This is a genomic window from Mesorhizobium sp. M0678 (assembly GCF_040320505.1).
In the GTDB taxonomy this organism is placed as follows: Bacteria; Pseudomonadota; Alphaproteobacteria; order Rhizobiales; family Rhizobiaceae; genus Mesorhizobium.
Window position 1 is genome coordinate 25,852 of record NZ_JAMYPT010000030.1, and the last position, 14,540, is coordinate 40,391.

16 protein-coding genes, 1 pseudogene and 1 riboswitch are annotated in these 14,540 nt (G+C 61.7%); of the genes and pseudogenes, 13 read left to right on the top strand and 4 right to left on the bottom strand.

All coding sequences use genetic code 11. From position 1 onward, the window contains the following. Positions 1 to 497 precede the first annotated feature (497 nt). From NKI29_RS30065 to NKI29_RS30085, 5 genes and pseudogenes are all read left to right on the top strand, one after another. Complete coding sequence (locus tag NKI29_RS30065) at positions 498 to 812, top strand: co-chaperone GroES (RefSeq protein WP_023676575.1); 315 nt, start codon at positions 498 to 500, stop codon at positions 810 to 812. 49 nt (positions 813 to 861) lie between these two features. Continuing rightward, positions 862 to 2,505, top strand: a complete 1,644-nt coding sequence (gene groL / locus NKI29_RS30070) for a chaperonin GroEL (protein WP_352458343.1) — start codon at positions 862 to 864, stop codon at positions 2,503 to 2,505. Between the two features lie 42 nt (positions 2,506 to 2,547). Then, positions 2,548 to 2,622 (top strand): annotated as a pseudogene (locus NKI29_RS30075) (NADH-quinone oxidoreductase subunit D-related protein); the annotation flags it as partial. A gap of 49 nt (positions 2,623 to 2,671) precedes the next feature. After that, positions 2,672 to 3,037 (top strand): 4a-hydroxytetrahydrobiopterin dehydratase, encoded by a 366-nt coding sequence (locus NKI29_RS30080; RefSeq protein ID WP_352798296.1) that lies wholly within the window; start codon positions 2,672 to 2,674, stop codon positions 3,035 to 3,037. 190 nt (positions 3,038 to 3,227) lie between these two features. Further along, entirely contained in the window at positions 3,228 to 4,295 is a 1,068-nt protein-coding gene (locus NKI29_RS30085; RefSeq protein WP_352798297.1) for a cyclic nucleotide-gated potassium channel, read from the top strand. A gap of 349 nt (positions 4,296 to 4,644) precedes the next feature. Here the strand turns inward: NKI29_RS30085 and NKI29_RS30090 are convergent, their stop codons facing one another. Next, positions 4,645 to 5,556, bottom strand: coding sequence for a phosphatase PAP2 family protein (locus NKI29_RS30090; protein ID WP_352569002.1), 912 nt, complete (start codon positions 5,554 to 5,556; stop codon positions 4,645 to 4,647). A gap of 340 nt (positions 5,557 to 5,896) precedes the next feature. Between NKI29_RS30090 and NKI29_RS30095 the strand changes: the two genes are divergently transcribed. The 4 genes from NKI29_RS30095 (at position 5,897) to NKI29_RS30110 (ending at position 8,962) form a co-directional block, all read left to right on the top strand. Further along, a complete protein-coding gene (locus NKI29_RS30095; RefSeq protein ID WP_023720727.1) occupies positions 5,897 to 6,214 on the top strand; it encodes an ArsR/SmtB family transcription factor in 318 nt (105 codons plus the stop codon). Next, positions 6,211 to 6,693, top strand: a complete 483-nt coding sequence (locus NKI29_RS30100) for an SRPBCC family protein (protein ID WP_352798299.1) — start codon at positions 6,211 to 6,213, stop codon at positions 6,691 to 6,693. The genes NKI29_RS30095 and NKI29_RS30100 overlap by 4 nt, the downstream gene beginning before the upstream one ends. A gap of 346 nt (positions 6,694 to 7,039) precedes the next feature. Next, positions 7,040 to 8,437 (top strand): magnesium transporter, encoded by a 1,398-nt coding sequence (gene mgtE, locus NKI29_RS30105; protein ID WP_502894205.1) that lies wholly within the window; start codon positions 7,040 to 7,042, stop codon positions 8,435 to 8,437. 138 nt (positions 8,438 to 8,575) lie between these two features. Then, the gene (locus NKI29_RS30110) at positions 8,576 to 8,962 is read left to right on the top strand and encodes a MerR family transcriptional regulator (RefSeq protein WP_023676566.1); all 387 of its coding nucleotides are present in this window, start codon (positions 8,576 to 8,578) and stop codon (positions 8,960 to 8,962) included. Between the two features lie 19 nt (positions 8,963 to 8,981). Here NKI29_RS30110 and NKI29_RS30115 read toward each other — a convergent pair whose 3' ends face one another. The 3 genes from NKI29_RS30115 to NKI29_RS30125 all read right to left on the bottom strand — a co-directional run bounded on the left by NKI29_RS30115 (position 8,982) and on the right by NKI29_RS30125 (position 11,915). Beyond that, on the bottom strand, positions 8,982 to 9,488 hold the full coding sequence (locus NKI29_RS30115) for a methyltransferase family protein (RefSeq protein WP_352587579.1): 507 nt from the start codon (positions 9,486 to 9,488) through the stop codon (positions 8,982 to 8,984). A 16-nt stretch (positions 9,489 to 9,504) separates the two neighbouring features. Then, positions 9,505 to 10,503 (bottom strand): heparan-alpha-glucosaminide N-acetyltransferase, encoded by a 999-nt coding sequence (locus NKI29_RS30120; protein WP_352587581.1) that lies wholly within the window; start codon positions 10,501 to 10,503, stop codon positions 9,505 to 9,507. A 218-nt stretch (positions 10,504 to 10,721) separates the two neighbouring features. Further along, positions 10,722 to 11,915 (bottom strand): aromatic ring-hydroxylating oxygenase subunit alpha, encoded by a 1,194-nt coding sequence (locus NKI29_RS30125; RefSeq protein WP_352798301.1) that lies wholly within the window; start codon positions 11,913 to 11,915, stop codon positions 10,722 to 10,724. A 141-nt stretch (positions 11,916 to 12,056) separates the two neighbouring features. Then, a riboswitch (cobalamin riboswitch) is annotated at positions 12,057 to 12,253 on the top strand. A 36-nt stretch (positions 12,254 to 12,289) separates the two neighbouring features. On the opposite strand from NKI29_RS30125, the gene NKI29_RS30130 reads away from it, so the two are divergent. From NKI29_RS30130 to cobO, 4 genes are read left to right on the top strand one after another with little or no spacing between them, the layout of a single operon-like run. Beyond that, positions 12,290 to 12,469, top strand: a complete 180-nt coding sequence (locus NKI29_RS30130) for a CbtB domain-containing protein (RefSeq protein WP_023676561.1) — start codon at positions 12,290 to 12,292, stop codon at positions 12,467 to 12,469. Positions 12,470 to 12,484: 15 nt separating this feature from the next. Then, positions 12,485 to 13,267: a CbtA family protein gene (locus NKI29_RS30135; protein WP_023676560.1), complete on the top strand. Its 783-nt coding sequence runs from the start codon at positions 12,485 to 12,487 to the stop codon at positions 13,265 to 13,267. Next, the gene (gene cobU, locus NKI29_RS30140; RefSeq protein WP_352798302.1) at positions 13,260 to 13,781 is read left to right on the top strand and encodes a bifunctional adenosylcobinamide kinase/adenosylcobinamide-phosphate guanylyltransferase; all 522 of its coding nucleotides are present in this window, start codon (positions 13,260 to 13,262) and stop codon (positions 13,779 to 13,781) included. Before NKI29_RS30135 ends, cobU begins: the two co-directional genes overlap by 8 nt. A 1-nt stretch (position 13,782) precedes the next feature. Next, complete coding sequence (gene cobO / locus NKI29_RS30145) at positions 13,783 to 14,400, top strand: cob(I)yrinic acid a,c-diamide adenosyltransferase (protein ID WP_352568974.1); 618 nt, start codon at positions 13,783 to 13,785, stop codon at positions 14,398 to 14,400. Positions 14,401 to 14,540: the final 140 nt, after the last annotated feature.

Here is a 14,540-nt window from a genome sequence, read left to right on the forward strand (position 1 = left end):
TGCATCTTTTCCATCCGACCCGGAAAGATCCCAATGCTGCCAGTACTTCCGTGGTCAGCGCCGTGGTTCAAAGGCTCGAACAGAGCGACATGCGCGCCGGATAAGCGCTATACATTCGCTGTCGAAAATTCGGTGCTTCATGGTGGGTCGAAGGTCGCGGACCTATGTCGATCGGGACCGGGAAAGCCAAATCGTGCCAAATTTTCGCGAACTGTATATATCTCTCGATGCACATTCAATCAAGGCTCGATAGGTTTGTCTCGTAATTGCGGATTAATATAGTCTGTTGTCGGCAAAATTAAGAGGGATGAATTACAATAAAATTGCTTATGGCTCCGCCTTTCGGACGGCCAAAAGCGCCGGTAAAAACGACTGATTTCATTTCAAATATTTTCGGTTTGAGGAATTAAAAATTTGGCACTCCTATCATTCGAGTGCCAAAGGGGCTATGTTAAGTGTTGCAGTCGCTCTATGTGCGGCGGCAGAAAGAACCCCCAATGAAATTCCGGCCACTCCACGACCGCGTCGTCATTCGGCGCGCGGAAGGCGATACCAAATCCAAGGGCGGGATCATTATTCCCGACACCGCCAAGGAAAAGCCTCAGGAAGGCGAAGTGATCGCCGTGGGCCCGGGCTCGCGTGACGAGAGCGGCAAGCTGATCCCGCTCGACGTCAAGGCCGGCGATCTCATCCTGTTCGGCCAATGGTCCGGCACCGAGGTCAAGATCGACGGCGAGGACCTCCTGATCATGAAGGAGAGCGACATTTTGGGCATCGTCGAGAAGATCAAAGCGGCCAAGAAAGCCGCCTGACCGGGCGATTTCCGATCCCGCAATTTCAAGACTGAACTGGACGTAAATCATGTCTGCCAAGGAAATCAAATTCGCTACCGATGCCCGCGACCGGATGCTTCGCGGCGTCGAAATTCTGAACAACGCCGTCAAGGTGACGCTCGGCCCCAAAGGCCGCAATGTCGTCATCGACAAGGCCTATGGCGCGCCGCGCATCACCAAGGATGGTGTCGCCGTCGCCAAGGAAATCGAGCTTGCCGACAAGTTCGAGAACATGGGCGCCCAGATGGTGCGCGAAGTGGCCTCGAAGACCAACGACCTCGCCGGCGACGGCACGACGACAGCCACGGTGCTGGCCGCTTCCATCCTGCGCGAAGGTGCCAAATTCGTTGCCGCGGGCATGAACCCGATGGATCTCAAGCGCGGCATCGATCTTGCTGTGGCTGCTGTGGTGAAGGACATTCAAGCCAGGGCCAGGAAAGTCAAATCTTCGGACGAGATCGCCCAGGTTGGTACGATCGCCGCCAATGGCGACGCGTCGGTCGGCGCCATGATCGCCAAGGCGATGAACAAGGTCGGCAATGAGGGCGTGATCACCGTCGAAGAAGCCAAGACAGCCGAAACCGAACTCGATGTCGTCGAAGGCATGCAGTTCGACCGTGGCTATCTCTCGCCCTATTTCGTCACCGATGCCGAGAAGATGCGCGCGGAGCTGGAGGACCCTTACGTTCTCATCCATGAGAAGAAGCTCGGCAATTTGCAGGCGTTGCTGCCGATCCTCGAAGCTGTGGTGCAAAGCGGTAAGCCGCTGCTGATCATCTCGGAAGACGTCGAAGGCGAGGCGCTAGCAACGCTGGTCGTCAACAAGCTGCGCGGCGGCCTCAAGGTCGCAGCCGTCAAGGCGCCAGGCTTCGGTGACCGGCGCAAGGCGATGCTGGAAGACATTGCCGTGCTCACCGCCGGCCAGATGATTTCCGAGGATCTCGGCATCAAACTCGAGAACGTCACGATCGACATGCTCGGGCGGGCTAAGCGCGTGCTCATCGAGAAGGATACGACGACGATCATCGACGGCGCCGGCGAGAAAGCCACCATCCAGGCGCGCGTCCAGCAGATCAAGTTGCAGATCGAGGAAACGTCCTCGGATTACGACAAGGAGAAACTCCAGGAACGTCTCGCCAAGCTGGCTGGCGGCGTTGCCGTCATTCGCGTCGGCGGCGCGACCGAGACGGAAGTCAAGGAAAAGAAGGACCGCATCGATGATGCGCTGAACGCCACTCGTGCAGCCGTGGAAGAAGGCATCGTTGCCGGCGGCGGTGTTGCGCTTTTGCGCGCCAAGGCAGCTTTGACTGAGCTTACTGGCGCGAATGCTGACATGACGGCAGGTATTTCGATTGTGCTGAGAGCACTTGAAGCGCCGATCCGCCAGATTGCCGAGAATTCCGGCGTTGAAGGTTCGATCGTCGTCGGCAAGCTCTCCGACAGCAAGGATCACAATCAGGGCTTCGACGCCCAGAACGAAGTCTATGTCGACATGATCAAGGCCGGTATCGTCGACCCCGCCAAGGTCGTTCGGACGGCCCTGCAGGATGCCGGCTCGATTGCCGCGCTCCTGATCACCGCTGAAGCAATGATCGCGGACATTCCGCAGAAGGTTTCGCCCGCTATGGGTGGCGCGGGAGGTATGGGCGGAATGGGCGGAATGGACTACTGAGCGGCGCCTGAAACTATAGCCAGGACGACGGAAGGCCAGCGACGCGGGCACATGCGAGCCGATATCTCGGCGATCATCGGTTCGCTCGACATCGTGTTCGGGGAGATCGATCGATAGGCTCGTCGCTGTCGTATTTGCTGCTAAAAATGGTCTTGGAGACAAGAACATGACCGACACTCTTGCCGAGAAAACATGTACGCCTTGTCGCGGCGGCGTCCCGCCGCTCACGCGTGATGAAGCCCAACGCTTCCAGGCACAGGCTCCTGATTGGGAGCTGGGCGACGATGCCGACCGCATCCAGCGGAGCTTTCGATGCCGCAATTTCCGGGACGCGCTCACCCTTGTTCAGGAGATCGGTGAGCTCGCCGAAACCGAGGGCCATCACCCCGACATCAGCTTCGGCTGGGGTTATGTGACGGTTTCCCTGAGCACCAAGAAGATCAAAGGACTGCACGAGAACGATTTCATCATGGCGAGCAAGATCGATCGGATGCTCGATCGCGCGGGGCGGCCCCTCGACCGCCAACGGTGACACGGCAAATCCATGCCAATCAAGTGAGGTCGTTTATGCCACACATCCGTCGAGGGGCAGCTCGATCTCGACCCTGATCGGATGGTTCATGGCCTTATGGTCCAGCGACGATCGCAGCGAAAATAAGCACCTTTGCGCTTGCCTTGAAGGCATCCTATTCTGGAGGGTAGTATCCGCTCGTGGGCATAGAATGTCGGTACTGCCTTTCTTAAGAATTTACGCGCCGCTCAACGCGGTGCTGGCTGCGACTGGGCTTGTGGGGGTGGCTACGCTCACGACACCGGACCTGTCCGGACGAAGCAGACTGGCTTTGGCTGCCGTGCTCGCGGTCATTTGGGGCGTCTATCTCCTGGAATTGGCCGAGAAACTGCTCAAGCGCCGGGCGGGAGACGTTCGGGACAGGACGCCGGCAATCGCCATTGATGTGCTCGCGGTTTTGGTTCCACTCGCCGCATTTCTGCTCGTCGGCACGCCCGACTGGAGCCTCTACTGTGCTGTCTGGCTGCTGAAACCGCTGCGCGATTCAACTTTCTTCCCGCTGCTGGGCAGAATCCTGACCAACGAAGCGCGCAACCTGATCGGCGTCGCCACCGTCTTCGGCATCGTTCTTTTCGGTTTTGCGCTCGCAGCCTATGTCATCGAGCGCGACGTCCAACCGCAACAGTTCGGCAGCATCCCCCAGGCAATGTGGTGGGCGGTGGTCACGCTGTCCACCACCGGCTATGGCGACGCTATTCCGGAAAGCTTCGCCGGCCGCGTCCTTGCCGGGGCGGTCATGATGAGTGGCATCGGCATCTTCGCGCTCTGGGCTGGCATTCTTGCCACCGGCTTTTATCAAGAAGTCCGTCGCGAGGATTTCGTCCGCAATTGGCAATTGGTCGCCGCCGTGCCGTTGTTTCAGAAGCTCGGCCCGGCCACACTAGTCGAGATCGTGCGCGCATTACGACCTCGCATCGTGCCGGCGGGCGCTGTGATCTGCCGCAATGGCGAGGCCGGTGATCAGATGTTCTTCGTCGTGGAGGGGCGCGTCAGCGTCGCGACGCCGAACCCGGTGGATCTGGGCCCTGGCGCCTTCTTCGGCGAGATGGCGCTGATCACCGGCGAACCGCGCTCGGCGACCGTCAGCGCCACAACGGTGGTCTCACTCCTGTCGCTACACTCGGCGGATTTCCAGATGCTGTGCAGCAGCAGCCCGGAGATCGCGGAAATCATCCGCAAGACCGCGCTCGAGCGGCGCGGCGCGGCGCCTAACGGTTGACCGTATTAGACTAGGTGTTCGTCAGGAGGAGGATGTGATGGCAAGGCTGCCAGCTGCCTGCCGATGGTGGCTGGCTGGAACTACATGCTTTGCCGCTGCCGAACCACCCTCAATACAAATCGCCACGGAATCGTGGAAAAATGCTTTAAAATCAACGCGGGAGGCGTTGCGGCGCTGCATCTCGACCGCACCATTAAATTCGAAAGCGGAATCTCTTGCCCGTTGAATTCGAGCACGGCAGGGAGCGTCCTTGTCGGGGCACGTGCTGTTTGCCTGATTGCGGTCGCGAGTTTGGCTTATGCGAAGTGGGCATCGGCGGGCATGGCCATCTATCGAAAAGCGCACATAACTATTCGCGCACCAGGCGTCCGGTCGCCCACCAGATCACCGATACAACAACGATCGATGCGTAGCCGTCCACGGCATAGTGCCAGCCAGTGAACACCGATCCGTACAGGATCAGGGCTGCAAAGGTCCAACCCAGAACGCCAAGCCAGCGATTGATCGATGACAGCAAATAGGCGTTCAATGCGGCAAAGGCGACATGCATGCTTGGCATGGCCGAGATGCCGCCGCCAAGACTTGCCCGGCCGCTTTGGTAAGCCATCAGGAGATATGCCGCGGGTTCCCGCACCATGTAACTATGGTCCAGCCTGTCCAGGGCCGCATTCAATCCGTGGAAGCGATCCACGCCGACAAAGTGGTGGTAGTAAACCGGTCCGACCGATGCCAGCGCCAGGGCCAAGACCGTTCCGAGGACGGACAACGTCAGCGCTGCTGCGCAGAGATAGCGGATGCGGGCAATCTCGTCCGACCAGAGCGACACGAAAAGGATGGTGCCGAACCACTGGTAAAACCAAATGACTTCATAGCTGTTGAAGACGACGAACGACCAATTGTTGCTGTCGAGCTTATGGACGATCTCCCATGGCGGCATCCCGTGCAGCCATTCATCAGCATCGGCCAACCAGTTGTCGGCATAGTATGGGACGACGGACGGGATGGCGATCTTGTAGGTAGAGAACGCGGTCAAGCTGGCAAAGAAGAACAACAGCACCAGCAGACAACCGCGCCAGCGCCCTTGAACCAAATCCAGTGCGTAGCGAACCGGTTGCCGCCGGCCATGGATTAGCGCGGTACAGCAGACGCCCCCGATAAACAACACCGGAATGCCAACAAGAAACTTGTGAGAATAGATTAAAGCTGACGTATAGAATACTTCTGGATATAGTGCAGATGCGCCTAAAACGTATGTCGCCATGAACAAGGAGAGGCGCAATTGCCATATGGCGGAGGGCCTGTAGCGAGAGGCTTCCGTGGTTAGGGCCAAACCAATTTACCCGTTCTTAACGTTTCGCCGGAGAGACACATACACCGATAAGGTAAAAACCTTGCCGCCAGGTTTACTTTTCCCCGGTGGTCGACATTTGCCGGCTGGCCCGCATGCGGTGGATTGATTCCCTGAGCAATCTTGCATCCGCATTGCTGTCCATGCCCCCGCGTCAAGGAATTGCCCCAGAGCCTCGAGCCGGCCGGTTGCTTAAACACGGGCCCGCCACGCCTTCGGTTGACATATCATAAGTTTTAGCTTATCATAAGTTATGGTTTATGATTACGCAGGAATGGTGGCCTTGGCCGATCCGACGCGCCGCAAGGTGTTCGAGCTCATCGCCGATCGGCCACGCTCGGTCATCGATCTGACGCGAGTGCTTCCGGTCTCGCAGCCGGCGGTATCGCAGCACCTCAAGGTTTTGAAGGAAGCCCGGCTGGTCCGCGCAGAGCCGAAGGGTGCCAGCAACATCTATCATCTCGACCCGCATGGGCTCGGCGAGATGCGTGCCTGGCTCGACCGCATGTGGGGCGATGCGCTCGACGCCTTCAAACGGGAAGTCGACAACAGCAAGGAGAAGAGGAAATGACGACCATGATCAAGCTCGCGCCGGTCAGGAAGTCGGTGACGGTGGAGGTGCCGCTCGACAAGGCATTCGATGTGTTCACCACAGGATTCGGGCGCTGGTGGCCGGCTTCGCACTCGATCGGCAAATCCGCCCTGACGACCGCGGTGATCGAACCGAAAGCCGGCGGCCGCTGGTACGAGATCGGCGAGGATGGGTCACAATGCGATTGGGGCGAGGTTCTCGCCTGGGATCCGCCGTCCAGGCTGACGCTCGCCTGGCGCATTGGAGCCGGCTGGCGCTACGATCCGGCATTGCTGACCGAAGTCGAGATCCGCTTTGTCGCGCTCGGCGAGAACGCGACGCGTGTGGAACTCGAGCACAGGCTTCTGGAGAACATGGGCGAAACCGCAGAGGCGATGCGCGAGGCCTTCGAATCCGAGGGTGGCTGGAGCGGTCTCCTGGACCGCTATGCGGCTGAGGCCAAGCGCCACGCCGCCTGATCGGGAAGCCTTCCAGTCCAATACCAGCGAGGCCCTCGCACTGTCGGCCTCGCCGTTTTTGAATCAGTGTCGATCTGCCCATCTGGTTGACCGGGGGGGATACGCTGCCCTTTACCTGCCGCCGCGAAGGTTTGCAGCGCCGCAGGTTTGTAGAACGTCCTCTCCTCCTACCATCCGGTATGCGCCGCGTCGTTTGGACGCGCGAACGGCGCTGTAGCAATTTGTCGTTGTGCATGGTCCTTTCGCAAAATCGATTCCGATTGTCAGGGTCATGCGTTAGACCTGACAGGCACCTTATCCGGAAATCCGATGGCGGGAGGCGCTGGTGGAAGGCCAGGACGAACAGATGACCGGCGCCAGGGCAGCCGAGGAGCGCCGCGCCGACATCTATGACGAGGACGGCGTCATCCTGTCGTCGTTCCTCGCCCAGATCGGTGCCGCGATCGCCGATCGCGATACGCTGACGCTGAAGCGTGAAGTCGACGATCTGCACCAGTCGGAACTCGGCCACCTGCTCGAGGCCCTGCACCCGGAACAGCGACGCGCGCTGGTCGAATTGCTGGGCAAGGATTTCGATTTTTCCGCGCTGACCGAGGTTGACGAGGCGATCCGCCGCGACATCGTCGACAGTCTGCCCAATGCGCAGATCGCCCAGGCGGTGCAGGATCTCGATTCCGACGACGCGGTCTACATTCTCGAAGACCTCGACCAGGAGGACCAGGACGAGATCCTGTCGCAGCTGCCGTTCACCGAGCGGATCAGGCTGCGGCGTTCGCTTGACTATCCCGAAGAGACCGCCGGCCGCCGCATGCAGACGGAGTTCGTCGCGGTGCCGCCGTTCTGGACGATCGGCCAGACCATCGACTACATGCGCGAGGACAACAATCTTCCCGACCGTTTCAGCCAGATCTTCGTCATCGATCCGAGCTTCAAGCTGCTCGGCGCCATCGACCTCGACCAGATCCTGCGTACCAAGCGCTCGGTCAAGGTCGAAGAGGTCATGCATGAGACCAGGCATGCCATCCCGGCCACCATGGACCAGGAGGAGGCGGCACGCGAATTCGAACAATACGATCTTCTGTCTGCCGCCGTCGTCGACGAGAACGAGCGGCTGGTCGGCGTGCTGACCATCGACGACGTCGTCGACGTCATCCAGCAGGAGGCCGAGGAAGATCTGCTGCGCATGGGCGGCGTCGGCGACGAAGAACTCTCGGACAGCATCTTTTCGACCTCGCGCTCGCGCGTGCCCTGGCTGCTGGTCAATCTTTTGACGGCTTTCCTGGCGGCCTCGGTGATCGGCCTGTTCGACCGCACCATCGAGCATATCGTGGCGCTGGCGGTGCTGATGCCGATCGTCGCCGGCATGGGCGGCAATGCCGGCTCGCAGACCATGACGGTCACGGTGCGGGCGCTGGCGACCAGGGACCTCGACATCTACAATGCCGGCCGCATCATCCGCCGCGAAATCGGGGTGGGCTTCATCAACGGCATCATCTTTGCCATCCTGATCGGCCTCGTCGCTGCTGCCTGGTTCCACGATCGCAATCTCGGCGGCATCATTGCGGCCGCGATGATCATCAATATGTTCGTGGCGGCTCTGGCGGGCATCCTTATCCCGCTGCTGCTCGACCGCTTCAAGATCGATCCGGCTGTGGCTTCGGCGGTTTTCGTCACCACGGTCACCGATGTCGTCGGTTTCTTTGCCTTTCTCGGGCTCGCCACATGGTGGTTCGGCGTGCGCTGAACGTCACCTCAATTGACTTTTACGTAAATGCCATGCGAGGCTTTGAAGGTGCCTTGTCCGCCGATTCTGGTACGCGCCTGGGCGCCGGCGGCGCCGGCCAGTTGGAACTCGCGGCGTGGCCGGGGCATTGGAGTGACGATGCGGGAATATTATTCAATCACGGAGCTGACCCGCGAATTCGACGTGTCGACGCGGACGTTGCGCTTCTATGAGGACGAAGGGCTGGTGCAGCCAGTAAGACGCGGCCGCACTCGGCTGTTTCGTCCGTCGGACCGGCATCTCATCCGCCAGATCATGCGCGGCAAGAGGCTCGGCTTCTCGATCAACGAGATCCGCGAAATCATCCAGATGTACAGGGAGCCGCCCGGCGAGGTCGGCCAACTCAAATTGATGATCAAGCGCATCGAGGAAAAGCGCGAGGATTTGCGCCAGAAACGCCGCGACCTCGAAGAGACGCTGGCCGAGCTCGATCAGGCAGAGGAATCCTGCGTCGAGCGGCTGGTGGAACTCGGCGTCACCACATGAGCGTGGCGTCAGCGCCGGCTCAAATCCAGCGCCGCACCCTTTTGGCGTAGTCCCGGTATTTCTTGCCGAATTTGGCCGTCAGCACCTTCTCCTCGCTCTCGATCGTCAGCTTCTGCGTCAGGAACGCCGCGATGACCGCCAGCGGCAGGAACCAGGCGATCCCAGTGACAAAGGCGAGGCTGACCAGCAGCAGCGTGTTGGCGAGGTAGATCGGGTTGCGGCTGACGGCGAAGGGTCCGGTAGTCACCAGATGGTCAGGCACGCCGTTCGGGTTGAGCGTCGTCTTGGCGCGGATCATGGTGCGGATTGCCGTGAACCAGAGCGCGGCAACCGCCACCAACCCCACAAGGCCGGCGGCGAACAGGATGTCGCCGAGAAGATCGCCGATCCACGGTAGCGGATAGAACAGCCCTAGCGCGACGCTGACGATGATGGCGGCGATATAGATCAGCGGCGGCCATGGGATGTGCCCCAGCCTCGGCTGCCCAGGATTTTGCTGCACGGGTTTCGGGTGACTGTCGCTCATTATTGTCCTCCCTCGATTAGCGCGTTCCCGGTTCCGCCGCCTCGGTTTGGGCGGTGCAGGTGCCGGCGAGCTCGCCAATATGCGCCTTCCACTCCGGGGACTGGTCGTTGCTGTAGAGCCGGTCAAGCGAGGCTTCGCCCTGGAGAGTGTCCAGCATGCAGGCACAATAGCTGGAGCAGAACTCGGTGTCGCGTGCCTGCTCGCAGGATATCTGGCAGGATTTCAGAAAACTCACCTCCCTGGTTTCGGCCTGCGCCGGCATGAATTGCGAAAACAGCCAGACCGAGCCGATCAGCACCGGCTGATGGATCAGATAGAAGGCAAGGCTGTGCCGGCCGATGAAGACCAGCGGATTTGCCCAGCGGCCGGGCGCCAAGGCCGACAGCCGCGTCAGCGCGCCGGAGGTGGCGGCGAGCTTGGTAACCGCGATGCCGGCAAGTACGGCGCCGAACCAGGGCAGCAGCGGAACGTAGTCGTTGGAGCGCGGGTTGGTCGCCGACAGGCCGACCCACCACAAAGCCGGATGATCGAAAAGCTCGGATCGCAGGTAGAAAGGCGCAGCGATAACGAGGGCCGCCACGGCAAGCGTCAGCAGCGCCGGGAGGCGCAGGAACGCCAGGCCGAGCAGGCTGGCGAGCGCGATCTCGTGCAATATGCCGAAGAAGATGAAGCCGTCGGGCGTGGCGATGCGGGTGACCAGCGATATTGCGAGCGCTGCCCCGGCAACCATGGCGAAGCGCTTCCAGAAGCCGGTCCAGCGGATTTTCTTGCCATGGGCGAGATAGAGGCTGATGCCGACCAGGAACAGGAAGCTCGAGGCGATGCAGCGCGCGTAGATTTTCCACCAGCCGAAGGCGGTGAGGCCGGGATCGGTGTAGCCGAAGAATTCGAGGTCCCAGGTGAAATGATAGCTCGCCATGGCAAGCAAAGCGATGCCGCGTGCAATGTCGATAGCGGCGATGCGCTTCGACTTCGGTTGATCCTGAACGGCTGCGGTCGGCGTGTCGATGCTCATGGTCTCGCTGTCTTGGTTCAGCCCCGGCAAGACGACTATCACGGTTGCCACCGTCAAAAGAAGCAGGGCCTTGCGTCGCGTTGGTACCGGTCGGCATCAGAGCTGCTTTAGGCCAAAGCCGGAAAGCCTTTGGCCGGCGTGCTGGCGTTTTTCGGACTGGGCGCGGTTTTCGCGACACTCGGCCTGCTGGCGGCGGCCTGAGGCTTCGTCACCTGGCGCTATCTGCCCAAATCGCTTTGATGTTCGAGCGCCGCATGGCGCTCGCGCACCCAGTTGTGGAAGCGGTGCAAGTCGTATTCCTCGGGCATCAGTACGCCGGCCTTGTGGCGCATCGAGCGCAGGCCCATCTGGTTGACCTCGCAGATATCAGCATCCTCCTCCAGCACCTGGGTACCGAAGGCGACGATGTTGTCGATATCCGCGGCCGGATCGGCGAGCGCTTCGGGCGAAAAAAGCCATTCGGCGGTAAGTTCGGTCTGCTCCGGCCCAAGCGGCACCAGCCGCACGGTCCTGACATAGTCGACATGGCCGACGACGAACATCGACGGCATGCTGGTGGCATAGGTCTGCCCGGCGGCACGCTCGCCCGGCGTCAGGCCGGAAAAGACCGAGCCGTGGACGCGCCCGTCGCGCGACCAAGTTTCGGCCCCGGCCCGCAAGCCGCCGGCAAATTCCGGCGCGTCATTGTCGGCGTGGCGCGCCCATTCGGGGTCGTCGTGCCGGCCCATCAGGCCGCGGCCATAGATCGGCACCAGCCGCGACAGGTCCTTGTGGACGCCGGGGCAGTGCAGGCACTCGTTGAAATTTTCCCAAAATACCTTCCAGTTGCAGTTTATCACCTTGCGCAGCACATGGCCGCTCAGCAGCGTTTCCAACGGCCAGTTGGCGAGGCTGCCGGATGCCGGATCGAAGGATGTTTCAGCCGAGCCGGCAGCGTCTTCCGCCAGATTGACGAAGACAAAACCGCGCCACACCGAAAGCGCGACCCGGTAGAGCGGATGATCGGCCTTGTCGAAGCCGTCCGGCAGCGATTTCGACGGCACGCGCACCAGATCGCCGTGCAGCGAATAGGACCAGGCATGGTATGGGCAGGTGATGAACCGCGCCTTCAGCCGTCCTTCGCTCTGCTGGCAAAGCTGCGAGCCGCGATGCCGGCAGGTGTTGTGGAAGGCGCGCAACTCGCCGGTCTCGTCGCGCAGCACGACGACCTCCTGCGTGCCTATGCGGAACGTCCTGAAAGCCAGCGGCTGGGCAAGGTCGGCCTCGCGGCAGACGAGCAGCCAGTTGCGATACCAGATGGCCTCGAGATCGCGCTGATAGGCCGCGATGTCCCAATAGGCTGATGACGGCAGCGTCGGCTCGGCCCGCGTCAGGCCGTTGTAGGGACCGCGCTCATTCGGGCTGGGTTGCATGCCGGCTTCCTCCCCATCCGCCAGCCGACACCCGGCTGCGAAAATTGTCAATCGCGGCGCCGGCCGACCGGGCTTGGCGAGGCGGCGCATTCGCCACACGATCCGGCGGAATTTGGTTTGCCGGGCGCGGCGATTCTGCCTATAGTCGCTGATGTCGTCGGTTCCGTTTGGAACCAAGAGGGAATGCGGTGAGGGCAAGTTGTTTGCCCAATGCCGTGGCTGCCCCCGCAACTGTGTGCGGTAGTCCTCTCCATATGCCACTGAAGGTTCGCCTTCGGGAAGGTGGGGAAGGGCGCTGATCCGCGAGCCAGGAGACCTGCCGGCGACAGGAAACTGACTTCTATGCCCTCGGGTGGAGGGCGAAAGGACAAGACATGAATACCGCTTCCGTTTCGCTCGGCGCTTCCGCCTCCTCGCAGTCGCGTCTCATGCAGCTGGCGCTTGCTGCATTCCTCGGCATTTTCGTCATGGGCTTTGTCGGCTTCTCGCATATCGATGCGGTCCACAATGCCGCGCACGACTATCGCCATTCGATGGGCTTTCCCTGCCACTAACAAGGGGCTGACATCATGACACTGTTTCGCAACGTCGTGTTCATCGCGGCGATCGCAGGGCTTGTGGCCGGCGTGGCTCTCGCCTGCATGCAAGCCTATGCCACGGTGCCGCTCATCCTAAAGGCGGAAGTCTACGAACAGGCCGGCGGCGGCCATGACCATGCCGCGGCACCTGCGACACCGGCTGAAAACGCCGCGGGCATGACGGCTATGAGCAGCGCCGCGCCGGCACCGGCTGAAGCAATGGCTCCGGCGGAAGACGAAGGCTGGGCGCCGGCGGACGGTTTCGAACGCTTCGGCTTCAGCGTCGTTGCCAATATCGTCACCGGCATCGGCTTTGCGCTGGTCCTGGTTGCGGTTTCGGAATTCGCCGGCGGCATCGGCAATTGGCGCCAGGGCCTGTTCTGGGGGCTGGCCGGCTTTGCCGCATTCACGCTGGCGCCGGGCCTCGGCCTGCCGCCGGAACTGCCGGCGATGCCGGCGGCCGACCTTGTCCAACGCCAGTTATGGTGGTGGGCAACAGTGGTGGCGACAGCGGCCGGTCTCGGCCTTATCGTCTTCCGCAGATCGCTGCCGCTGGTGGCTCTTGCCGTGGCGTTGATCGTTGCGCCGCATATCGTCGGCGCGCCGCAGCCCGATAGCTTCGAGACGGCGATCCCGGAAGGCCTGCACCACCAGTTCGTGGTGGCGGTGACGCTGACCAATCTGGTGTTCTGGCTGGTGCTCGGCGCGGTCGTCGGCGTGGTGCGCGGACGCTTCACCGGCACGGCGACCAGCCTGCGCGACAGCTTTGCCTGACCGCGCTGCCGGGGCACTGACCCTGGTCATCGGCGGTGGGGGCGCCGCCAAGAGCGCGCATGCCGAGAGCCTGGTGACGGTCGGCCCGCTGCCTTGGAGCTATATCGCCACGGCGCAAGCCTATGACGACGAGATGCGCCAGCGCATCGCGCTGCACCGCTCGCGCCGGGGCGCCGGCTGGACGACCATCGATGCGCCGCTCGACCTTGCCGGCGCGATCGGAGCGCTGCCTGACGGCCAGCCGGTGCTGATCGACTGCCTGACGCTGTGGCTGACCAACCATATGCTGGCCGACCATGATGTCGAGGCCGAATGCCGGAGGCTGGCCGATGTGCTGTCGCGGCCGCGTGGGCCGTGGTTCGTGGTGTCCAACGAGGTCGGCCAGGGCATCGTGCCGGACAATGCGCTGGCAAGACGGTTTCGCGACGCCGCCGGCCGGCTGAACCAGGACGTCGCGGCTGTTGCCGGCACCGTGCTTTTGATGGTGGCGGGGCTGCCGCTCAAGGTGAAATGACATGGCTGATACTATCGATCCCAAGGACGAGGAACGCCACCGCGCCAAGATGGCCAAGCGCAAGGCGGTGCAGGACGCCGAGGTCGCGGCCAAGACGGTCGAGAAGGGGCTGCTGATCGTCAACACCGGACCGGGCAAGGGCAAGACCACGGCCGCCTTTGGGCTGGCGCTCAGGATGCTCGGCTATGGCAAGCGCGTCGGCGTCGTTCAGTTCATCAAGGGCAAATGGCACACCGGCGAGAAAGATGCCTTTGCCGCCTTCGGCGACCGTGTCGTCTGGCACGCCATGGGCGAGGGCTTTACCTGGGAGACACAGGACCTGAAGCGCGACATCGCGGCGGCCGAGGCTGCCTGGGCGAAAGCGCTGGAGCTGATGGCCGAGCCGTCGATCAGCCTCGTGGTGCTCGACGAGCTGAACATCGCGCTGCGCTACGACTATCTCGATCTCGAAAAGGTGGTCGCGGCGCTGAAGGCGCGTCGCGAAGGCCTGCATGTCGTCGTCACCGGCCGCAACGCCAAACCGGTATTGGTCGAGGCGGCCGATCTGGTCACCGAGATGGGCGTGACCAAGCACCACTTCTCCGCCGGCGTGAAGGCGCAGCAGGGGATCGAGTTCTGAGGGGTGTTGCTGGCGCCTCTTCTTCCTTCTCCCCTTGGGAGACCTTTGCACAGAAGCCGATCGGTGATTCTGTGATGATGGTCGAAGCAGGGAGATTCGGGATGGCGGATCGTGTTCTGGGTCAGTTGAGTCTGGCGGAC